Source organism: Streptomyces sp. NBC_01232 (assembly GCF_035989885.1).
In the GTDB taxonomy this organism is placed as follows: Bacteria; Actinomycetota; Actinomycetes; order Streptomycetales; family Streptomycetaceae; genus Streptomyces.
On the sequence record NZ_CP108518.1, the window covers coordinates 7,848,828 to 7,869,867 of the forward strand.

Here is a 21,040-nt window from a genome sequence, read left to right on the forward strand (position 1 = left end):
CGCGCCGGTCACTTCGGTGCGACGGCACCGGAGTCCGGCGACTGCTGGAGCCCCGAGGCGTCGACCGCCTCGAAGTCCGATCCCTTGAAGTTCTTGAGCGCGTTGAGCTGGGAGTTGTCCCAACGGGGGTTCTCCTCACCGGTGATGTACCAGGGCGAGCCGTTGTCCGCGACGATGACGCCGTACTTCTTGAGCGCCTCGGCCACGGCCTTGGCCTGCGGGGCGAGTGATGAGGTGTCCACCGAGCCCTTGAGCCGCAGGCGCAGCCCCATGGGAGGCAGTGAGCTGTCCGCCGCCGAGCCCGCCTGGTGCCGTGCGGGCCAGAGATGGCTCTGGTCCGAGCGAGGGACTGTGATGCGGATCGCGTGGTCGATCCGCCCGGCCGCCGCCTCGTCGTGGCGTACCAGGCCGGGGAGGATGGCCAGGCCGGCGGCGTCGGCCGAGGTCCATCCGTCGGGCCGCAGGGCGTTCGACCGCAGGTCGAAGACCGCACCCGAGCCGGCGTGCCAGGCGCTGCCGCCCTGCTTCTCGGCGTCGAAGAGCTCGTAGGACTTGCACAGGGCGCGGTCCCAGACGACGACGTGACGGTCCCCGTCGCTCGCCGGACCGTTCTCGATCCTGGCGTCCTGCGGGATCCGGTACCCGGCGGGATCGCTCTCCTCCGGGTAGTCGAAGGAGAGCGTGGACTCCGGCACCGTCGTGTCCGAGACATTGATGGGAATGCCGAAGGGCTGCCCCTCGGCGAGTCCCGCCCCGAAGTCCGGGTGGAGGGGCTCTGCGGCCCCGATCGAGGCGACGTACCGGTCGGAGCTCGGGTGCACGGGAAGGGTGTCCACCGGGGCGTGCCAGAAGCTGTCCGGTGGCGCCGTGGTGCACGAAGGCGCCTGCCTGCCCGGCTGCGCGGCGCCCGGCTGCGCGGCGCCCGACAGGACACATGCGGCGGTCACGGTGACGACGGTGGCCACGGCGGGGATCCCCCTGCGCGGGCGCGAGGCCCTGGTGCGCTGCATCGACATCGACCGTCCTCGGGGCCGGTCGGTCGACTCGGATCGGCTCGATCCGCCCAATCCGAATGTGCGAAATGGGTCATTTCGGTCGTTCTCATCCATGTTAGTGCTGGAGGGGGCGGGCCGCCTCGGCTTCACCGATCGGTGCGCCGGGTCGATCCGGACGGGAGGGGAGGGGGTCGCGTCACCGACGGTGGGTCGTACGTGGGTTCGGGCTCGGGGCGGGCCGGGCGGCAACGGGTGTCGCGGGGTGCCGCCGCGCCCCCGGCCGCCCCGAGGAGCGGTGTGCGATGCGACACGTGCAAGGGGGGAGGGCGGGGGAGTGGTCGTGCTCGTCGGCTCGCCGATGCCGGGTCAATCGGCTGGTGGCCAGCGCATATACCGGTTCCGGCGCCATTGGCGGGCGTATTACCCAAGAGGTGATAAATCGGGCAAGCCGTATGCATTTCTGGCACAACTGGCTTTCCCGTCATAAGTGACTTGAGGGTGTGTCAGCCACAAACGTGCGGGACATAATCGGCGCCGGTCGTCTCCAGGAGCAGTGGAGCCAGCGGGGCACCGACCGACCTCCCCGCGGATTGCCGCACCGGACCGACCCCCAAGGCGCTGTACATGTCCCTGGCCAGCCGCACCCGACTCGCGGCCCTGCTCGCCGCGTTCTCCGTCGGCGTCGCCGGCGTCACGACCTGGGCCTACGGGCACGGGCAGGCGGGCGAGCCACAGGCGCTGGCGCCCGAGGCGATGGTCAGCCCGAGCGTGACCGAGGGCTCCGCCCTCCAGGTCGTCGCCCACCCCGACGACGACCTGTTCTTCATGAACCCCGACCTGAGCCGCTCCATATCGACGGGCATCAAGGTCACCACCGTCTACCTGACCTCCGGCGAGTCCGACGGCCGGAACGAGGCCCACAGCCCTCACCTCCAGGACGCGGCAGGTCCCGCCGACCGCGCCGCCTACGCGGAGGCCCGGCAGAACGGCATACGCGCCGCCTACGCGCAGATGGCCACCGGGGACCGGGCCAGCGCCTGGGAGCGGAGCTCCATACCCACCGCCGGGGGCGGCAGCGCCGAGGTGGACGTCCTGGTCGCCAGGCCCCAGGTCAACCTCGTATGGATGCAGCTGCGCGAGGCCCGCAGCATCTCCGGGGACAATCCGGACAGCCTCCGTGGCCTGTGGGACGGCCGCACCCCGGCCCTCGGCGCCCAGCTGACCTCCGGGACGCCGGTCGAGCAATGGTTCTCGTACACCAAGGACCAGGCCGTGGCCGCCATCGCGGGCGTGTTCGAGGCCTACCGGCCGACGACGATACGCACGCAGGACCCGACCCCGGGCCGGGCCGAGGGGGGCGGCGCCTTCCTCGACCACCAGGACCACATGTACGGCGCCCGCTTCGTGCAGGCCGCCGCCGACCGCTACGCGAAGTCCACGGACCGGCCCCACTTCTCGGTCCAGAACTACGTGAGCTACCCCAACAGCTCGCTGCCCCCGACGCTCGACCCGCAGACCGCCGAGGAGAAGCTCGGCTACCTCAAGACCTACGCCTGGACGGACCACCAGGACTGGTGCGGCAGCCCCGCGGGCTGCGGCGACCGCAAGACGGCGACCAGGCCCGCCGGGGCCGGCTGGAGCCAGACCATCCGCTACAGCCGCGGTGACGGCACCTCCTGGATGACCGAGGGTGTCTCCGGACGGCTCTGGGCCTTCGCCGCCCTGGACGGCCGGATGGCCTACTGGTCGCGCAGTGGCCCGCAGGCCCTGTGGGAGGGTCCCGCGTTCCTGCCCGGCGACGGCATCGACTCGGGGGCATCGGCCGTCCGGCTCTGGGACGGCCGGATCGGCGTGTTCGCCACCCGCACCACCCTCGGCGCGACGCCCCAGGACTACGGCCGGGAGATCGTCTACGCCCTCCAGAGCGAGGTCGACGGCGGATTCGGCCCGTGGCAGTCGCTGGGCACCCCGGACACCGTGGACCCGGCCGGTACCTCGGCGATCGGCGCGCCGTCCGTCGCCGTGGATCCCGAAGGCCGGATGACGGTGTACGTCCGCGACTCCCGGCGTACGCTGCGCGCCCGGGCGCAGGCGGCGCCGGGCGGTGCCTTCGGGGAGTGGCGGGCCCTGGGCGGCGCGGGTCTGCAGGGCGACCCGGTCACCGCCACCGACGAGTCGGGCCGGCGCCACGTGTACGCGGCCACGGCGGACTCCGTACTGGCCTGGGTCCAGCCGGCGCCCGGCGCTCCGTTCGGCGGCCCCTTCCCGACCGGACTGCCCCAGACGACGGGCGCGCTCTCCGTGCGCCCGGAGGGCGACGGCGTCCGCCTGTTCTTCCGCTGGCCCGGCATCGGCACCGTCGCCACCGGTCTGGCCCGCGTCGCCGGGTCCGCACCGGAGTTCTCCCCGGTCGCCGAGGCCGGCGGTCTGGGCGGCTACGGGGCGGTCGGCATCGCGGGCGACCTGCTCGCGGGCCGCGCGGGTGCGGGCACGATCGGCGTGGCGGGCATCGACGGTCCGCAGCCCTGGCAGGAGTCCCAGATGCTGTACACGGGCGCACCGGCCGCCGTGGCGGGGTGGGCCGGTACGGCCGTCGCGGCCGCGCTGGGCCTGGACGCCGACCTGCACGTCATCTCGGCGGTCCCGCCGGGCGGCTCCCTGCCGCCCGGCAGCCGGACGCCCTCCCCGTGGCACCGGGCGGTCCAGCCCTGGACGCTCGCGCAGGCCGGAAGGCCGGGCTCGACGGTCGCCGGAGGCCAGCCGCCGCAGTGACCTGCGGCGGTTGCGGCAGCCCGCTGCGGCTGCGACCGGGCCTGAGCCCGACGCCCGACGCCCGCCGGGTGGCACGGCGGATCGGGGCGGGTGAGGATGGCGGGCGGACCACCTCACGGATCAAGGGCGGCCGCACTCCAGCCAATCGGACCCATCGGACCAACGGGCGATCGGGGCTTTCATGACCCCTCCTCACACCTCGTGCCGACGCGCGTGCGGCGGACCGGGGCGGCCCCGGGCGCTGTCCGCCCTCACCGCCTTCGCCACCCTCACGGCCCTGGTGGGTGCATGCAGCAACGACACCGCGCCCGACTGGGGATACCCGGAGCTCGGAACGATCCTCGGCTCGCTCTCCCGCGACCTCGAAGAGGGCTGCGGCGCGACGACCGCCCCCGCGAGCTGCGCGGAGCGGCTCGACAGGCTCACCGCCCCGACGGAGCGGGCCTTCGCCGAGGTCCTCGATCACAGACTGCTCGATGTCGCGACCGTGGCCGCGATGAACGATCTGGACCGTGCGAGGGAGGTCCGCGTCGGCGCCGCCGAGGAGGCCCGGTCCCGGCAGGAGCCGGACCACCTCCCCCTCCGGCGCGCGGTGGAGGCCGAGAGGCTCGCGTACCAGAGGCTGCTCTCCGAGCTGCAGCGCCTGCGCACCGCCCCACCGCCCGGTGACGGAACGGATCCCGTCTGAGGCGGCGCCGCCCTACTTCCTCGGCGGAGGGGTGGGGAGCGTGCTGCCGTCGAGGGCCACCAGGGAGAGGACGACGATCGAGCCCGTCCAGGCCAGCGGCGCGACCGACGAGGGCCTGCCCGTCCGGTCCACCTTCTCGGGGAGTTCCCCGAGCGGGTTCCGCTTGGAGAGGACCCAGTCCAGCACCCGCCCGGCCTTCGCCGCCTTCCCCGTACAGGCCCAGGCGAGGGCGAAGAACGAGGTACTGGGCGTCCAGGCGTTCGCACCCCAGGGCGCCGTCGGGTCGTTGCCGGGGGTGAGACCCCCGTTGGGCAGGAGCAGCGCCTCGTACGTGGAATCCAGCGCCCGGGGCAGGTCCGCCGGGGCCGTGTTGAAGGGCGGCGCCATGAAGGCCACGGCGCTGTCCCGGCCGTGCTGCCCGTCGACGGTGCGCTGGTAGCCGAGGGGGGCGAACCTCCGGGAGATCCCGGCGGAGAGCCGTCCGGCGGCGGCGCTCCAGCGTGCGGCGTCCGCGGGCCGGTTCAGCTCGGTGGCGAGGTCCGCGGCGGAGTTGAGCCCGGCCAGCAGGGGCGCGGCCGTGCCGATGTTCGTGGTGTTCGTCATCACCTCCCAGTAGTCCGGGGAGGCCGGGGGCAGGCCGTCCGCCCCCAGGGAGGCCGCCGCACGGTCGGCCGCCTTGACGATCATCGGGTAGAGGCCGGCCAGCCGGGCGCGGCGGGTGACGGGAGGCGCCGTCCGGTACCACTGCCAGGTGGCCCAGGGAACCCAGCCGTTGGCGTCGAGCTGCCGGCGCCTGCCGTCCGGCGGGCCCGATCCGTCGAGCTTCGTGCGCGCCTCCCACGTACCGTCCTTGCGCTGGGTCGCAGCGCTGTACAGCAGGATCCGGTGGGCCTCGGCGTCGTGACCGGTGTGGGCGAAGGCCGCGGAGGCGAAGCTGGAGTCGCGCGGCCAGGAGTACATCCAGCCCGGGGACCATCCCGCCGCCATGGCCCCGTTCGGCCGCAGCAGTCCCCTCATGGCCAGCAGGGCCCGCTCGGCGGTCGCGCGCTGCGCCGGCGTGCTGCCCGGGACCCGGCCGGCGGCCAGCCAGGCGCGGCTCTCCGCGATCTGCAGACGGGCCGTCGGATCCTCGGGGGCCACCACGGCCGACGCGGTCCGGCCCGCGGGGAGGTACTTCCACCGGCCGGACAGCAGCCGCAGTACGTGGCTCCCCTCGACGTACCGCGCGCCCTGGGCGACGGACGAGGGGATGCCCTCGGCGGCGGTCGTGTTGGACAGGAGCCCGACGGCCGGCGCGACGAGCATCGACAGGGGCGCGTAGCGGCCCTCGGCATCGCCGTGGCTCTGGTGTCCGAGGGGCCGGACGAAGAACACCGGCCGTTCCTCGTCGGAGTGCCGGCCGACGGGGCCCGCCGCGACGCACACGGGCAGGGCGACGCTCGCGAGTGACGCCGTGACGGCCGCCCATCGAACGAGCGGGGCAGCAGTCATCGCCACTCCTCCTGTCGGGCTTCCGTTCGCGCGGCCCCCGGATCTCCCATCGTGGGACAGCCGTGCCGGGCCCGCCACGACATGCCCGCCGCCCGGGTGACCGGGGGACCCGGAGCGATCCTCGCGTCCACGCACGGAGCAACGGCGCAACGGCCGTGGCAGGGCCGAAGTCCCCCGTGGCGCACGGAACGAGGGGCCGCGGGCCCCGTTGCGGCGAGCCCTCTCCCGGATGCCGCCGGACGGCGGGCCGGGCACATTGGTGTGACCGTCGCTGCGAAGGGCTGGTGAATGAGCACTGCTTCGGCCGAGGGCAACCGGTTCGTCCGCAGGCTCCTGCTGGGCGCGGGCGGCTGCCTCGCCGCAGCGGCCGGGGCCCTGATCGCGGTCGGGTGTTTCCTCGGGCTCTACGTCCGGCCCACGTCGGACGACTGGTGCGCCGCCTGGAAGTCCCGCGATCTGGGAGTCCTCGGCATCACGCACGACTTCTACGCGACACAGAACGGCCGGATCACCAATGCCTTCCTGAGCGGCATCGTCTACGGCGACGGACTGGCCGGGGTGAAGATCCTTCCCACGGTCATCGCCGTCACCTTCACGGCCGGTCTGGTCCTGCTCGGCATCCAGTTCTTCCGCTACCTCGGTGAGAGACCCCGGGTGATGTTCCTGATCGCCGCAGCCCTGGCCCTCCAGGCACTGCTCTACTACGGCGGCACGCGCACCTATCAAGTACTGCTGTGGGCGCCGGCCACGATCTCCCACACCGTTCCCGCCGTCATCGGGGCATGGGCCCTGCTGCTGGCGATCCGGACGGTCCGCCGGCCCCGTGGCGCCCCGCGCACGGCGGGCTTCGCCGCCGCGTTCGCCATCGGGTTCGCGATCGGCACCCTGAGCGAGTCGTTCGCCCTCGTCAGCGGCCTCCTCGCGGCCGCGATCGCCCTGCTGGCCCTGCCCGGCCTCAAGCTGGCGTGGACCTGGCTGCCGTTCACCTGGTGCCTGCTCTGGTGCGCCGGACTCGTCGTCGGACTGGCCGTGCTCTACACCTCCCCCGGTGCCCGCTGGCGCCGGGCCCAGCAGCCGCCCAAGGAGCCGATGCTCTCCGCGACCGAACTCCGGGGCACCTTCGAGGACTGGCAGCTCATGTGGGACTCCGTCAGCGGCCAGTGGGCCTACCTCGGCGCCGTCGCCGTCGGTCTCCTGCTGGGCCTGGCGGCAGGGCTCGGCGCGTCCGGGCCCGCGCACGGGCCCGCGCCGTCGGCGGTGCGCGGGAGCCGGGAGCCGGGCCGGGCCGTCCCGCGGAGGATGCTGATCGCCCTGCTGCTGCTCCCCGTGCCCGTGGTGGTGCTCGGCTCGTTCGCGGTGGTGCTGGGCCTGCGCAGCGGCTACGGCCCGAGCGGATGGACCTACGCCCGTACCTGGACCAACTACCTCGTACTGATGGAACTGGCGCTGTGCGTCTACGGGGTGCTGCTGGGGGCGTGGGCCCGCCGGTTCCTGGCGCGCCGGGAGGCCGCGGCCGTGGCCCTGCCGGCCGCCGCCGTGGCCGCGGCCGGCCTGGCGGTGGCCTCGCTGGCCGTGCTCGTCCCGAACGTGAAGCAGCTCACCACCACCACCGTCACCCGCGCTGTCGCCTGGGACGCCCAGAACTCCCGGATCCGGACCGAGGCCGCGGCGGGCGCCGGCGACCTCGGCTACCGGCGCATGCCCATCGGAAGCCTGGCCGAGCCCTTCTTCACATCGGACTACGAGCGGGACTGGGTCGCCGCCTGCATCGCGAACTGGTACGGCATCGACCGGATACACCGCCTCTGAGGGTCAGCCGCGCGGCACCGCACGGGCCAGGAAGTGACCGGCGGCGTCCTCGTACTCCGCCAGGTCCCAGCCCGTCGTCTCCAGCGCGCGGCGCAGGTTCCCCTCCGTGAGCAGGTCGTCGGGGCCGGGGGAGCGGCCGTGCCGGGCGGCGCGCTCCGCGCGGCCCGAAGGATGGAAGAGCAGCAGGACGCCGTCGGCCGCGGTGACACAAGCCCATTCGCGCAGGGCGGCGGACGGGTCCGGGAGATGGTCGAGCAGTCCCGCCGAGAAGATCCCCTGAACGGACCCGCCGGGCAGGGAGCCGGGTGCAGTCGGCGGCGACGAGATGCCCGTGGCGGGTGCGGCCGTGCCGGGCGGCGGCGGCCGGCATGGCCGGGGTGACGTCGACACCGAGTACGTGGCCGCGGGCGCCGACCTGCGCCCGTAGCGCGGGCATGGCCCGTCCGGTGCCGCAGCCGAGGTCCGCGGCCCGCCCGCCGGGCCGCAGCCGCAGCCGGGCGACCGCGGCCTCGTACGCGGGGGTCTGGTGGGCGAACCGCTCCTCCCAGGCATCGGCCCTCGGGTGAGATCGGGACGCTCGCGATCCGGGCGCTCGCGATCCGGGCGCTCGCGATCCGGGCGCTCGCGATCCGGGCGCTCGTGAAACGGGACGCTCACGAGCGGGGCGCTCACGTGGGCAGGCCGTCGGCGGTGAGCGGATCGGAGCGCAACCGCAACCCTCCCGCGGGGACCCGGAAACGCGACCGCCCGACAGTGGGGTCCATGCTTCCCACGACCGCCGCCACCGCCGTCCGCACACCCCGGATCCCGGCACGGCCGCCGGCCGTGTCCTGGGCGCGGGCCCGGGCGCTGGCGCACGGCGCGGCGCGTCCGTTGCCGGCCCGTACGGTGGCGCTGGCCGGCGCGGCCGGGCTCACCCTCGCCGACGGCCTGCGCACCCTGCAGCCGCTCCCGGGCTTCGACACGGCCGCCATGGACGGCTACGCGGTGTCCGGCCCCGGTCCTTGGCGGGTGCGGGCCGTCGTCCGCGCGGGCACGTCCTGGCCGGGCGTGCTCGGCCCGGCGGAGTGCGTGGAGATCTCCACCGGGGCCGAAGTGCCGGCCGGGGCGCAGGCCGTACTCCCCCTGGAATCTGCGGTGACCGGGCACGACGGCCGGGTGTCCGGACCTCTGCCGCCGCCGGGCCGGCACATCCGGCGCGCGGGCGAGGACGCTCCCGCGGGCCGCACGCTCGCCCCGGCGGGCACCGGGATCGGGCCCGCGCTGCTCGGTCTCGCCGCCTCCTGCGGCCACGATGCGCTGGCGGTACGGCCGCGCCCCCGGGTCGGCGTACTGATCACCGGGGACGAGCTGGACCACGCCGGTGTTCCCGGCCGCGGCCGGGTGCGCGACGCCCTCGGTCCGCTCCTGCCGTCCCTGGTCACCGAACTCGGCGGTGAGCCCGGCGATGCGGCCGGACCGGTGCGGTACGTCCCCGACCGGCCGGCGGGAAGCCTGGCCGGGGCCGTGTACGAGGCCCAGGGGCACGCCGACGTCGTCGTGGTCACGGGCTCCACCTCCGTCGGCGCCACCGACCAGCTGCGCAGGCTGCTGGACGACTGCGGGGCGCGGATGGTCGTCGACACGGTCGCCTGCCGGCCCGGCCATCCCATGCTGCTCGCCGAACTCGCCCCGGACCGATGGGTGGTCGGTCTCCCGGGCAACCCGTACGCCGCCCTGGTGGCCGCCCGTACCCTGCTCGGCCCCCTGATCGCGGGCCTGTCCGGACGCGTCCTCGATCCCCTGCCGCAGGTCCCCGTGCGCGGGTTCATGCGGCCGGCGCCCGGCCTGACCCGGCTGGTACCCGTCGCCTGGGACGGCGCGCGGGCCACGATCGCCGACGGGCACCGCGCGGCCTTCCTCCAGGGCGCCGCCGTGGGCGACGCGCTCGCCGCGATCACCCCGGACTGGACCGACGGCAGCCCCGCGCCGCTGGTGCTCACCGCCCGCTGACGGCCGTCGGGCGAGATCGAGCAGCCGCTTGTACGAGCCGCCGAAACCGCGGAGTTCGTCCACGGGGCGGACCTCCAGCAACCAGTGGGCCTGCCACCCTCCCGCGACCGTGCGGCGCAGGGGGCGGTCGTTCTCCGGGCAGATGTATGCGTGGCTCGGAGAGCCGGGCGGCGCGTCCCCGATGTCCGCCGACGGACCGGTCCCGGTCAGGTGGCCGGCGTGCCAACCGCCCAGTGTCCAGCCCGCTTTGGCCGCGAGCGCCCGGACCTCGGCGTGCAACTGCCCGCCGGTGATGCCCGGATCGGCGAGGAACAGCTCGCGACAACGCGCACGCGGTGGCGCACGGGCAGGGGAGGGGCGTGCGCGTTGCCCGGACGCGCTCAGTACACGTCGCGCGCGTACCGCTTGGCGGCCGAGAGCTGCTTCAGGTACGCGGCCGCCTCGTCCGCGTCGAGGCCGCCGTGCGCCATCGCGATCTCGCGGAGCGCCCGGTCCACGTCCTTCGCCATCCGGCTCGCGTCACCGCACACGTAGAAGTGGGCGCCGTCCTGCAGCCAGGACCACAGCTGGGCTCCGTGCTCCCGCATGCGGTCCTGGACGTAGACCTTGGTCCGCTGGTCCCGGGAGAAGGCCAGGTCGAGGCGGGTGAGCGTGCCGTGCCGGTGGAGTTCCGCCAGCTCCTCGCGGTAGTAGAAGTCGGTGGCCTCGCGCTGTTCGCCGAAGAACAGCCAGTTGGCGCCCTGGTGCCCGAGCGCGCGGCGGTGTTCGAGGAATGCCATGAACGGCGCTATGCCGGTCCCCGGGCCGACCATGATGGCCGGAGTGTCCGCGCCCGCGGGCGGGCGGAAGTGTGCCGAGCTCTGGACGAACAGCGGTACCGGCGTGCCGGGTTCGGCGTCCGCCAGGAAGGTGGAGGCCACGCCCTTGCGGTGGTGGCCGCCCGGCCCCTCGTAGCGCAGGACCGACACGGTCAGGCCCACCTCCCGCGGGTCGACGAGGGGGCTGGAGGAGATGGAGTACAGGCGCGGCTTCAGCCGCCCCAGACGCTCGGCCCATTCCTGGGCGCTGAGCCGCACCGGGAACTCGGCCAGGACGTCCACGGGCCCGCGGCCCCAGGTCCACCGGGCGAGGCCGTCCTTGTTGTCGGGGCGCGTCAGCTGCTTGAGCCGGCGGTCGCCGGTGTGCTCGGTGACGAAGCGCAGCAGGTCGGGCGTGAGGCGGGTGATGTCGAGGTGCCGGTGGAGCGCCTCGGCGAACGGCATGGGGTCGCGGCCGGGTACGGCGACCTCGGCGTCCGGGGCGAGGCCGGTGGCGGCCAGCCATTCCGTCACCAGACCGGGGCAGTTGACCGGCTGGACCGCCAGAGCGTCGCCCGCCTCGTACGCGGGACCGTCCTCGCCCAGGTCGAAAGCGAACCGGCGGACCTCCTTCGTGGCGCCGGGCAGGCTGAGCAGCCGGTTGCCGGACAGCCGGGCGACGTACGGGGAGTTACGGTCGGCCACCGGCCGGGACCGGGGTCCCGCGGCGGAGCCCGGGTCCGGGGCGGCGGCCGCGAGCGCCGTGCGCACCTGCTCCAGCCACCGGCCCGCGGGCTCCTCGTAGTCGGGCTCGCAGTCCACCCGGGCCAGGAGGCGCAGGCCGCCGAGTTCTTCGAGGCGCTGGTCGAGCCGGCGGCCGTGGCCGCAGAAGGCGTCGTAGGTGGAGTCGCCGAGGGCGAGTACCGCGAACCGGACGTCCTTCAGGCGTGGCGCGTCGGGGGCGCTGAGGGATTCCCAGAACGCGGCTCCGTTGTCCGGCGGGTCACCGTCACCGAAGGTGCTGGTGACGATCAGCAGATCCGTGCCGGGTTCCAGGGAGGCCGGAACGCGCTCCGCCATGCTGTGCACGCTCGCCGGGGCGGCGGCGGCAGTGCCCAGTTCCGCCGCGATGCCGGCGGCGAGGTCCTCGGCGTTCCCCGTCTGCGAGGCCCACAGCACGACGGTCCGCCGGGTCCGGCGCACCGGCCGGGCCGGGGGGTCCGCCTCGGCCGGGGCCGGTGCCGGAGCGGCCGGGGGAGCAGCGGCCAGGGCGGTCGCCGTGCGCGAGTACGCGCCGGCGAGGACACCGTCGACCCAGAGCGCGTGCCCGGCCTCGAAGGGGGCGCCGGCGGGGAGCGACGGGACGTCCGCGCCGGGCGGGGCGGAGGCGAGCCCGGTCAGGAACCCGGCGAGGTACTGGCGCTCCCGGTCGGAGAGGGCGGGCGGTGTCCGGTCCTGCAGCCCGAACACGTCGGTGAGGGCCGTGAGGGCGGTCACCGCCGGGGCCGTGCCCGGACGGGGCAGTGTCGCGGTGGTGCTTCCCGACGACGCCCGGGCGGGAGCAGGGGTGCCGAGGCCGTCGGGGCCGGGATCGCCGCCGACGGATGCGGGTGCGGTGGCCGGCGGCAGGGCCGCCACCACGGGGACCGGGGCTGTCGTCTTCGTCAAAGTCACCGCGCACATCTTGAAACCGGGCTGGAAGGAGATCGGGTCGACGGCGTCGTCGGTGACGGCGTTGACGCTGAGGTACTCGCCGAACAGGTCGTTCCAGTGGAAGGGGGCGAAGCAGTTCCCCGGCCGGACCCGGTCGGTGACGACCGCCGGCAGGACGGCCCGCCCGCGCCGGGAGGCCACCTCCACCCCGTCGCCCTCCACGATGCCGAGGGCGGCCGCGTCCTGCGGGTGGATCTCCACGAAGGGTCCGGGGTCGAGCCTGTTGAGCTTGGCGACCTTGCCGGTCTTGGTCAGGGTGTGCCACTGGTGCTGCAGACGCCCCGTGTTGAGGACGAACGGGTAGTCCTCGTCGGGGAGTTCGCCGTCCGGCAGGTGGGGGCGGGCGAAGAAGACGGCCCGTCCCGTCGCCGTCGGGAAGGCCAGCCGGGGGCGGCTGCCGTCCGGGCGCTCGGCCAGGGCCCGGCTGACCCCGTCGTTGAGGTAGCGGACCGGATTGCGCTCCGGCCCGTCCGGGGCGGCCGGCCACTGCACCGGGCCCGAGCGCAGCCGCTCGTAGGTGACACCGCGCAGGTCCCAGCCGGTCTGCGGGTTCCAGGCCTGCCGCAGCTCCTCGAACACCTGCTCGGCGCACGTGTACGTGAAGGCCTCGGCGAATCCCATCGCGCAGGCGACCTGTGCGATCAGCTGCCAGTCGGGCAGGGCCTCGCCGGGCGGATCGGCCGCGCCCTGCACCAGGGTGAGGTTGCGCTCGGAGTTGATCATCACGCCGTCCGACTCGGCCCAGAGGGTGGCGGGCAGCGCGATGTCGGCGTAGGCATTGGTTTCGGTCTCCGCGAACACGTCCTGGGTGATGACGAGTTCGGCGGTCTCCAGGGCCCGGATGACGGTGCTGCGGTTGGCGACGGAGGCGACCGGGTTGGTGCAGATGATCCAGCACGCCTTGATCTCACCGTCCGCCATCTTCTCGAACATCTCGACGGTGCCGCGTCCGGCGCCGGTGCGCAGGGTGCCCTTCGGCACACCCCACAGCTCCTCCACGTAACTGCGGTCCTCCTCCACCAGGACCGAGCGCTGACCGGGCAGACCAGGTCCCATGTATCCCATCTCCCGTCCGCCCATCGCGTTGGGCTGGCCGGTGAGGGAGAAGGGGCCGCTGCCCGGGCGGCAGATGGCGCCGGTGGCGAGGTGCAGATTGACCAGGGCGTTGGTGTTCCAGGTGCCGTGCGTGGACTGGTTCAGGCCCATGGTCCAGCAGCTCATCCACTCGCCCGCCTCGCCGATCCAGCGGGCGGCCAGCCGGATGTCGGCCTCCGGTATGCCGGTGATCTCGGCGACCTGCGCGGGCGCGTAGTCCCGTAGGAAGGCGGGCATCTCCTCCCAGCCCTCGGTGTGCTCGGCGATGAACGCGGGGTCGGTCCAGCCGCCCTCGACGAGCAGGTGCAGCAGTCCGTTGAGGAGTGCCAGGTCGGTGCCGGGCCTGATCTGCAGGAACAGATCGGCCTTGGCGGCGGTGGCGTTGCGCCGGGGATCGACCACGATGAGTCTGGCTCCGGCGGTCTTGACGCGGTCCATCATCCGCAGGAAGAGGATGGGGTGGCAGTCGGCCATGTTGGAGCCGATGACGAAGAAGGCGTCCGCCCGGTCGAAGTCCTCGTAGGAGCCGGGAGGGCCGTCCGCGCCCAGCGAGAGCTTGTAGCCGCTGCCGGCGCTGGCCATGCACAGCCGCGAGTTGGATTCGATCCGGTTCGTCCGCAGGAAGCCCTTGGCCAGCTTGTTCGCCAGGTACTGGGCCTCCAGGGACATCTGGCCGGAGACGTAGAGCGCGAGTGCGTCGGGGCCGTGCGCGTCGAGGATCCGGCGGAGCCGGGCCGCCGTCTCCGCGATGGCCGTCTCCACCGGGGCGGCGGCGGGCTCGGCGCCCCGCTCGCCGCGGACCAGTGCGGTCGTCAGCCGGCCGGGCGCGGCCAGCATGTCGGCGTGCGTGGCGCCCTTGGTGCACAGGCGTCCGCCGTTCGCGGGGTGCTGCCTGTCGCCGGTGACCTTGGCCACCGTACGGCGCCCGTCGCCGCCCGTGACGATGTCCAGGACGATCCCGCAGCCGACGCCGCAGTAGGAGCAGACCGTACGCACCTGCTGCCCGGCCGCTGCCTCCGCCTCCGCCACAGCAGACCTCCTCGCGCCACCGGCCGACACCGCACCGCCCCGGGCCGCTGCTGCCCGGTGCAGGTCGATCCCGTTGCGGTCCACCGTAGGAAATCCCTGTTGCGTACATGTGTCGGGCGGTGCCACCCGGGGGTTACGAGTGGCTTCGCCAAGATCGCGACGGGCGGTGAGGCGATCAGCGGCCGGGTGCGTCCGCCCCCGGGCCCGGCCGGGATGGTGCGGCCGGTCAGCCGTACATCGCCACGCGGTGCAGGGCCTCGAGCGCGCCGTCGATGGGATGGGGCTGCGGCCTGCCCGAGGAGTCGAGCCGGTTCCACCTCTGCGCGTTCACCGCGACCGCCATCTGCCGCATGCCGTCGGCGCGGGTCATGGCGAGCGCTCCACCGCCCCAGACCGTGCCGCCATGACCCCAGAAGGTGTCCTGCCCCGGCTCCTGGACCGGGTACAGCCCCAGGCCGTAGTCCATCGTCTTGCCCTCCTGGGACACGACCCGGACCGTGCGGCGCATCTGCGCGAGCGACGACGGGCTGACGATCTCCCCGGCCAGCAGCATGCGGTAGAAGCGGTTGAGGTCCGCGACGGTCGATATCAGCGAGGCCGAAGGACCCGTCCATGACATGTCGAAGACGCTGTAGTCGCGCGGCGGGTCGATCATGCCGAACCACGCCTCGTAGAGCAGTGAGTGCGGCCCGTTCACCTGCGGCCCGGTGGGGATCTCGGTGTCCCGGAGCCCGGCGCGCTCGATGACGTTCTCGGTGATGTACCGCCCGGCCGAGGTGCCGGTCACCTGTTCCAGCAGCTCGACGAGGAGCAGGTAGTTGGTGTTGGAGTACAGCCCCGGCGCGCCGCCCGGGGTGCCGACGGCAGGTGCGGCGACCCCCAGCCCGATCAGCTCGACGGGGTCGAACCGTGTGAACCGGTGGTCGTCCAGGCTCTGGGGGCCGGTGTTCGCGAGGTCGGGGAGCGCCTTGAGGGAGGGGTAGGCGTAGGGGAGGTACTCGGCGAGGCCGCTGGTGTGGTTGAGCAGCATCCGGACCGTGATCGCGTCACCGCGTTCCCCGGGCACCAGCTTCGGAAGGTACCGGCCGACCGGGGCGTCGAGACCGATCCGGCCGCTCTCGACCTGCTGCAGAACCGCGGCGGCGGTGAAGGTCTTGGTGATGCTGCCGACGCGGTGCCGCATGTCGGCGGTGACAGGGCGGCCGGTGGAGACATCGGCGACCCCGGCGGCGCCGCGCCAGATCTGGTCGCCGTCGCGCACTTCGGCGAACAGCCCCGGCATCCCGGCGTGGTGCACGTTCTCCAGGGCGGCCTTCAGCTTCGCGGGATCCAGTGGGTTCCTCACGGTATGCGTCCTTTCGTATTCCGCGGGTGGAGCTCCACGTCGGGAGCCCGGCCCGGGTCAGAGGGCACGAGTGGCATGCCGGCCCGCCTGCTGCCGGGCCGGCACGCTCATGTCCTCATTATGCACGCGGTGCGTGCAACACCAAGTGCATGGGTTAGGGTGAGACCCGGAAAGAGGAGTGAGATGGCACCGCGAAGGCGTTGGTCGACCGACGAGATCCTGGACGCGGCGGCGGAGTTGCTGCGCACGAGCGACGCCGAGTCGTTCAGCGTGCGCAAGCTCGCCGCTGCCCTGGGAACCGATTCCTCCAGCCTCTACCGGCACTTCCGCAGCAAGACCGAACTGCTGCGCGCGGTCGCCGACCGGATCCTCGCGGCCGCCATGGACGGCTACCGCCCCGAGGGCGACTGGAAGCAGCGCATCACCGCCCTGGCCCTGCGCGTGAGAGAGGCCTTCGGGCAGCAACCCCAGCTCGCCGGGGTCTGGGGACGCTATGCGTCGGGCGGCGCAGGTTCCCGGCTGGTCATGGAAGAACTGCTGCAGGCCCTGCGGGCGTCGGGACTGCCCGACGAGCAGATCCCGGCGCGCTACCACCGGATCGCGGTCCTCATCGCCTCGCTGATCGCCTCCGAGGCCGGGGTCAGCACCATCACCGCCGAAGAGTACGAACAGGGCATGGAGCTGTTCCGCGTCGCGGTACTGGGCGCCGACCCCGAACGCTTCCCCGCCCTGGCCCACTTCGCGCGCGACATCCGACCCCTCGGGGCGGACCGCCGCGCCGCGTTCGAAGAGATCCTCGCCGCCCAGCTCGCCGACATCGAGGCCGCGGCCGGCCCCCGCTAGGTCGTCTCTTTCGGATCTTGCTCCCCCAGCTACCGCTGGGAGGTGCCCCCAGGCCCGCGTCGCCCGGCACCGCACCTCGCCGCGTTGTCGGAGCACCGCAGTACGTCCAGTACAACGGCGCTCCTCCGCCTTGCGATGCACGGCACCGGACGACGCGGGCCCGACCGACAAGATCCAAAAGAGACGCCCTAGCCTCCCGGCTCTGGAACGTCGTCCGTCGCCGCCTGCCACTGGTCCGAGTACTCGATGTGGATCTCGCGCGCGTCACCCAGCACACCGGCGTTGGAGTGGAGTGCGGTGCAGAAGTGCGGGTAGCCCCGATGGACCGGCACATAACCCGGGCCATTGCGGGCGACGTCGAAGAAATGGCGGGCGGTGGCCCTGAACACCGGCGCGCTCCCCGTCATGAACAGCGTCTCGGCGTGCACGTGCTGGTGGAACAGGTCCCGGTTCTCCCGGTAATGCCGAGCCTCGGCGTCGGCCGGCTGCTCGTCGGCCTTCGCCGGACGGGGCAGGGTCACCGTCTGCGGGCGGCCCCGGCCGAGGCGGGAGCGTACGTCCTTCCAGCGCGCGGGCGGGAACTGGAGCGAGTGGTGCAGCAGCACGAGATCGAGCTGCCGGCTCCCCGGCTTCGGCAGCTCGCGCCCGGGAGCGCGGTTGCCCCGCATCGGCAGGTGGACCAGAGAGCGCGGGGACGAGGCGGCGAGCGTCCACAGGCCGCCGACCAGCTTCGCCGCCTGCTGGTCGAAGTAGGCGTCCACGTGGCTGTCGTGGTCGACGAGGACGGCGCGGACCAGCGGCCGCGCCGGTCGGATCACCTTGAACTCCACCGGTCCGAGCCGTGCCCGGTGGATGGTGACCGGTAGCTTCAGTTCCTGCACCGGAACGGCCCCCTACGCCGCACGCGTCTTGTCCGCGGCGCCCGCCCGGGGGACACCGTCGACCGCCACGCAGATGCCGAAGACCCGGTCGTGGCCGGTCCAGCCGTTCACCCGGCCCCGGTTGTTGCTGATCTGCACCCGCCTGCGCACCGGATCCACGGCGGACACCAGGTGCAGGTACACGGTCCCGGCGACCCGGGCGAGGACGATGTCCCCCGCCTTCAGCCTCGCCGGTTCCACCGGAGCGACCACCACCTGCTGACGACTGCGTATCAGCGGGACCATCGAGGAGCCGCTCGGCCGGAACTCCACGGTGGCTCCGCCGGCGACCCTGCCGGCAACTGCGTCCAATGCACCCATCCGAGGATGCTGACAGATCCCGCCGCGGGACCCCACCGATTTACGTCCGGGTCCCGGCCCGGTCCCGCTGCGGCGGGCGTTCGGTGTGTCTGCGGCGGTCCGCTCGGCGCCGGCGGTATGGATGGTGGGGTCATGCGGGGCGGCGGGCGAGAGCGAGGAGCGGCACGTGGCGGCGATGGTCGGACTGTTCTGGGTCACTCCGGACGCGGTGTACGTGGGCTCGCCGCCGAACGCCATCGGGGTCTGCGTCCGGCTCACCGCCGACGGACTGGAGGCCGCGGACCCGGACGGTTCCCTGACCTGGACCTGGCAGGGGGTGCGCTCCGCGGTGGTCGAGGACGCACCCAGCGAGAGCCGGACGAGCCGCGCGTCGAAACTCCTCGGGTCGGTGGTCTCGGCCGCGATCGGCGGCCTCACCGGCGAGGGGCCGCCCGAGATGACGCTGCGCCTGGACACGGCCGACGGATCGCAACGGCTCACCGTGTACTCGGCGGCGGCCGGCGGGTACATCGACGAGGAGGTGCGGCTCTCCCAGGAGCTCCTCGACCGCTTCGTCGCGGGAACCGCGGACCCGCGGGCCCCCGGAGCATGGGGCCGCGTGCACGCAGGGGAGGGCACCCCCGAACCCCGTGCGCGGGAGGCACTGCTGCGTGCCTGGGCACAGACGTAGCCGGGTGCCCCGCAGCCCGTCTCTAGGGTGGCGGGATGACCCACCTGCACGATGCCGACCGGCTTGCCCTGAATCTGCTCGACGCCCGCCTGCAGGCACTGTCCGACGGAGCGACGAAGCTCCCGCCGCCGCAGGTGCCGGCCTGCCCCGACGGCCGGCCGGGCGCGGCCGGCGACCTCGTCCGCCGGACCCTGGATCAGCTGCACCGCATCCCGCGCGAGCCTGCGGACGCCTTCGGTCTCCGGGTACGCACCCTGCTCCTGGAGTTCCGCAGCCGCCGCTGCCCCTGGAACGCTGCGGCGATACGTCTGCTCGACGACGTCTACGCCTTCGTGTCCACCGGACCACGCCGCCACGCGGACTGGAAGCACGACGTCCTCGCCGTGATGAACCGCCGGGTCCGTGATCCCCGGGGCTGGGTGCGGCTGGACGGGGACCGTGCCGAGGACACCCGTTGGGGTCTGCCCGCATATCCCTTCGACCCGCCCGCCGTGGCGCGATGGCCCGACCTCCTGTACCCGCTGGAGGCGGAAGCCGCCCACGGGGCGCTCGCCGTCATGACGGAGGAATGGCAGGCGGAGCCGCGCCCCGTCCGCGGCAGGCCGGACCGGGACGCGGTACTGGCCGATGCCCGGACCCTGCTCGACCGGTACGGCCCCACCGCCCGCTACTGGACCAACGCGCGGGCGGCCGCCCATGACCGGGCCCCGGACTTCGTCGCGGCCGGCCTGCAGGGCACCGCCTCGCACACCTTCCTCACCTCCGCCTATGTCCGGGGGCTCGACCTGTTCGACGATCTGGGCCTGATCGCGGTCGGCGACGAGGAGGTGGGCGTCTTCTGGTCGATCGGGGCCTACTGACGCGCTCCCCGCACCGTGCTCCCGGCACCGGCCGTCAGGGCGAAGAGGACTCCTGGAGATAGGCGGCGATCAGGGCGAGGTCATTGGCGATCGACAGCACCTCGGTGGGGTCGGCGCCCGGCGTTGACGCGCCGTTGACGCCCGCGTAGAAGGTGTCGAACCGGCCGCCGCCCTTGTCCAGGTAGCCCGCGATCGTGATGGCGCCGACGGCCAGCCGGTCGTTGAGGGCGTCCCCGCCGACGGCCGCGCCGGTCTTCGCGAACACCTTGCCCCGGGCCGGACAGCTGCGGCAGTTCTCGGCCAGCAGGCCGTCGACACCCAGGATGGGCAGGGCCTCCCGGAACAGCTGCGCGTCCGGCGTGCGCTGCCAGTACGCCAGCATCTGCACCAGGACCTGCGGGGTGGCCCGGTCGGCCGGGTTGCCGCCGCGGCCGTCCATGAGCTGCGCCTGTTTGCGGTCGACGCCCGCCCGGTCCAGGAAGTCGGCCAGTACGGGGAAGCCGGCCTCGCACTGGTTGCTGTCCGCCGTGACGGCCAGCAGGCAGATGCCGAGGTTCGCGCCCAGGTTGTGGCTGACCTTGAGGATCAGCCTGGCGTACTGGGCGTAGGGCGGGGAGGTGTACGCGGCCACCCGCGGGCGCCCGTCGTAGTCGCGCGGCAGCCGTCCGACCGGGTTGGGGCCCGACGGGTCGGCGGTGACGTGCACCCCCGCGCGTTCGAGCGCCTCGATCAGCGCGACGCGTCCGAAGGCGGCCGGGTCGCCGATCGGGGAGGTCCGCAACAGCGGTTCGGCGTCCGCCGCGATGGTGCCGGTCAGCCGGATCCGGGTGCCGCCGTCGGTGGCCGTCACGGTCACGGCGGTCGGTTGCCCGGCCGCCACGGTCTTCACCGCCGAAGTGACCTCGTACGGAGCGACCTTCGGCCGCCAGTCCAGCCGGGCGTCCGCGCCCGCCCGGCCCCCGGGGGTGGTCATGAGGTCGATCAGGTTGTCGTTGATGATCAGCGGTGTCGGGGTCGGCACGAGCTCCGGGTCGGGGAGGAACAGCCGACTGTCGACGATCACGTCGCCGTCGACGCGGGTGATGCCCGCCTCGCGCACCTGCCGGGCGAGCCGGTCGATCCCGGCGAGGGGGTTCTCCGGGGTGAGGGTCGCGCCGGGGAAGTCGTTGGCGTAGGTGTGGTCGAGGTCGGTGTACGCGACCGTACCGTCGGGGCGGGTCCTGCCGCCCATGGTGAGGTCGCCCTGGGCGACGAGGTCGAGGTCGCCGGTCAGGGTGGCGCCGTCGCGCTCGCCGACCGCGTAGAGCGGGGTCACGAAGCGGTGGTCGGCGCCCAGGGTCTGCCACGGGCCCGAGACGCTGAGCAGTTTGGCGGTGGAGCCGGGGATGAAGAACTGCCCCGGGAAGAGGCTGTGCACCACACGGCCGCCGTCCGGTTCGGTCTGCAGCAGGCCCCACTGGGCGTTGCGGTACTCCGGCTTCCGCATGATCGCCGTGATGCGCGGGTCGAGGCCGGCGAGGCCCGTGTCACCGGCCGGTGGAGGCGGGGACGACGACGTCGAGGACGGGGCGGGGGTGGGGTCCGCGCCGCTCGCCGTGCCCGGGGCGAGGGCCACGAACAGCAGGGCGGCGCAGGCGGCGGCCGTACCGCGCCGCAGGGGTGCGGGGTGGATCGGTCTGCTCACAGCGCGCTCCGTTCGT

At 73.7% G+C, this 21,040-nt stretch carries 15 protein-coding genes; 7 read left to right on the plus strand and 8 right to left on the minus strand.

What is annotated here, in order from left to right; genetic code table 11:
• Positions 1 to 8: 8 nt before the first annotated feature.
• Positions 9 to 1,016: a hypothetical protein gene (locus tag OG444_RS36070; protein ID WP_327266070.1), complete on the minus strand. Its 1,008-nt coding sequence runs from the start codon at positions 1,014 to 1,016 to the stop codon at positions 9 to 11.
• Positions 1,017 to 1,619: 603 nt separating this feature from the next.
• On the opposite strand from OG444_RS36070, the gene OG444_RS36075 reads away from it, so the two are divergent.
• Both OG444_RS36075 and OG444_RS36080 read left to right on the plus strand, forming a co-directional pair.
• Positions 1,620 to 3,767, plus strand: coding sequence for a PIG-L family deacetylase (locus OG444_RS36075; protein ID WP_327266071.1), 2,148 nt, complete (start codon positions 1,620 to 1,622; stop codon positions 3,765 to 3,767).
• A 181-nt stretch (positions 3,768 to 3,948) separates the two neighbouring features.
• Complete coding sequence (locus OG444_RS36080) at positions 3,949 to 4,455, plus strand: hypothetical protein (protein WP_327266072.1); 507 nt, start codon at positions 3,949 to 3,951, stop codon at positions 4,453 to 4,455.
• 12 nt (positions 4,456 to 4,467) lie between these two features.
• Here OG444_RS36080 and OG444_RS36085 read toward each other — a convergent pair whose 3' ends face one another.
• On the minus strand, positions 4,468 to 5,946 hold the full coding sequence (locus OG444_RS36085; RefSeq protein WP_327266073.1) for a hypothetical protein: 1,479 nt from the start codon (positions 5,944 to 5,946) through the stop codon (positions 4,468 to 4,470).
• Positions 5,947 to 6,234: 288 nt separating this feature from the next.
• Between OG444_RS36085 and OG444_RS36090 the strand changes: the two genes are divergently transcribed.
• Entirely contained in the window at positions 6,235 to 7,755 is a 1,521-nt protein-coding gene (locus tag OG444_RS36090; RefSeq protein WP_327266074.1) for a hypothetical protein, read from the plus strand.
• Here the strand turns inward: OG444_RS36090 and OG444_RS36095 are convergent.
• The gene (locus OG444_RS36095; protein WP_327266075.1) at positions 7,676 to 8,191 is read right to left on the minus strand and encodes a hypothetical protein; all 516 of its coding nucleotides are present in this window, start codon (positions 8,189 to 8,191) and stop codon (positions 7,676 to 7,678) included. The genes OG444_RS36090 and OG444_RS36095 overlap by 80 nt on opposite strands.
• A 326-nt stretch (positions 8,192 to 8,517) precedes the next feature.
• Between OG444_RS36095 and OG444_RS36100 the strand changes: the two genes are divergently transcribed.
• Positions 8,518 to 9,747: a molybdopterin molybdotransferase MoeA gene (locus OG444_RS36100; protein ID WP_327266076.1), complete on the plus strand. Its 1,230-nt coding sequence runs from the start codon at positions 8,518 to 8,520 to the stop codon at positions 9,745 to 9,747.
• Positions 9,748 to 10,127: 380 nt separating this feature from the next.
• On the opposite strand, the gene OG444_RS36105 is transcribed toward OG444_RS36100, so the two are convergent.
• Complete coding sequence (locus tag OG444_RS36105) at positions 10,128 to 14,381, minus strand: molybdopterin-dependent oxidoreductase (protein WP_327267037.1); 4,254 nt, start codon at positions 14,379 to 14,381, stop codon at positions 10,128 to 10,130.
• 226 nt (positions 14,382 to 14,607) lie between these two features.
• Entirely contained in the window at positions 14,608 to 15,726 is a 1,119-nt protein-coding gene (locus OG444_RS36110) for a serine hydrolase domain-containing protein (protein WP_327266077.1), read from the minus strand.
• A gap of 183 nt (positions 15,727 to 15,909) precedes the next feature.
• On the opposite strand from OG444_RS36110, the gene OG444_RS36115 reads away from it, so the two are divergent.
• A complete protein-coding gene (locus OG444_RS36115) occupies positions 15,910 to 16,569 on the plus strand; it encodes a TetR/AcrR family transcriptional regulator (RefSeq protein ID WP_327266078.1) in 660 nt (219 codons plus the stop codon).
• 188 nt (positions 16,570 to 16,757) lie between these two features.
• Here OG444_RS36115 and OG444_RS36120 read toward each other — a convergent pair whose 3' ends face one another.
• Both OG444_RS36120 and OG444_RS36125 read right to left on the minus strand, forming a co-directional pair.
• Complete coding sequence (locus OG444_RS36120) at positions 16,758 to 17,450, minus strand: hypothetical protein (RefSeq protein WP_327266079.1); 693 nt, start codon at positions 17,448 to 17,450, stop codon at positions 16,758 to 16,760.
• Positions 17,451 to 17,462: 12 nt separating this feature from the next.
• Positions 17,463 to 17,810 (minus strand): S26 family signal peptidase, encoded by a 348-nt coding sequence (locus tag OG444_RS36125; protein ID WP_327266080.1) that lies wholly within the window; start codon positions 17,808 to 17,810, stop codon positions 17,463 to 17,465.
• A gap of 166 nt (positions 17,811 to 17,976) precedes the next feature.
• On the opposite strand from OG444_RS36125, the gene OG444_RS36130 reads away from it, so the two are divergent.
• A complete protein-coding gene (locus OG444_RS36130) occupies positions 17,977 to 18,480 on the plus strand; it encodes a hypothetical protein (protein ID WP_327266081.1) in 504 nt (167 codons plus the stop codon).
• 35 nt (positions 18,481 to 18,515) lie between these two features.
• The gene (locus OG444_RS36135) at positions 18,516 to 19,340 is read left to right on the plus strand and encodes a hypothetical protein (protein WP_327266082.1); all 825 of its coding nucleotides are present in this window, start codon (positions 18,516 to 18,518) and stop codon (positions 19,338 to 19,340) included.
• Between the two features lie 34 nt (positions 19,341 to 19,374).
• Here the strand turns inward: OG444_RS36135 and dacB are convergent, their stop codons facing one another.
• Positions 19,375 to 21,024 carry a D-alanyl-D-alanine carboxypeptidase/D-alanyl-D-alanine endopeptidase gene (dacB, locus tag OG444_RS36140; protein ID WP_327266083.1) on the minus strand — a complete coding sequence of 550 codons (1,650 nt, stop codon included), beginning with the start codon at positions 21,022 to 21,024 and terminating at the stop codon, positions 19,375 to 19,377.
• Positions 21,025 to 21,040 lie beyond the last annotated feature (16 nt).

What these genes read in the sequence shown, in the direction of transcription:
- OG444_RS36070 (WP_327266070.1), bottom strand. Translation starts at nt 1,016, where the DNA reads ATGTCGATGCAGCGCACCAGGGCCTCGCGCCCGCGCAGGGGGATCCCC.
- OG444_RS36075 (WP_327266071.1), top strand. Translation starts at nt 1,620, where the DNA reads ATGTCCCTGGCCAGCCGCACCCGACTCGCGGCCCTGCTCGCCGCGTTC.
- OG444_RS36080 (WP_327266072.1), top strand. Translation starts at nt 3,949, where the DNA reads ATGACCCCTCCTCACACCTCGTGCCGACGCGCGTGCGGCGGACCGGGG.
- OG444_RS36085 (WP_327266073.1), bottom strand. Translation starts at nt 5,946, where the DNA reads ATGACTGCTGCCCCGCTCGTTCGATGGGCGGCCGTCACGGCGTCACTC.
- OG444_RS36090 (WP_327266074.1), top strand. Translation starts at nt 6,235, where the DNA reads ATGAGCACTGCTTCGGCCGAGGGCAACCGGTTCGTCCGCAGGCTCCTG.
- OG444_RS36095 (WP_327266075.1), bottom strand. Translation starts at nt 8,191, where the DNA reads ATGCCCGCGCTACGGGCGCAGGTCGGCGCCCGCGGCCACGTACTCGGT.
- OG444_RS36100 (WP_327266076.1), top strand. Translation starts at nt 8,518, where the DNA reads ATGCTTCCCACGACCGCCGCCACCGCCGTCCGCACACCCCGGATCCCG.
- OG444_RS36115 (WP_327266078.1), top strand. Translation starts at nt 15,910, where the DNA reads ATGGCACCGCGAAGGCGTTGGTCGACCGACGAGATCCTGGACGCGGCG.
- OG444_RS36125 (WP_327266080.1), bottom strand. Translation starts at nt 17,810, where the DNA reads ATGGGTGCATTGGACGCAGTTGCCGGCAGGGTCGCCGGCGGAGCCACC.
- OG444_RS36135 (WP_327266082.1), top strand. Translation starts at nt 18,516, where the DNA reads ATGACCCACCTGCACGATGCCGACCGGCTTGCCCTGAATCTGCTCGAC.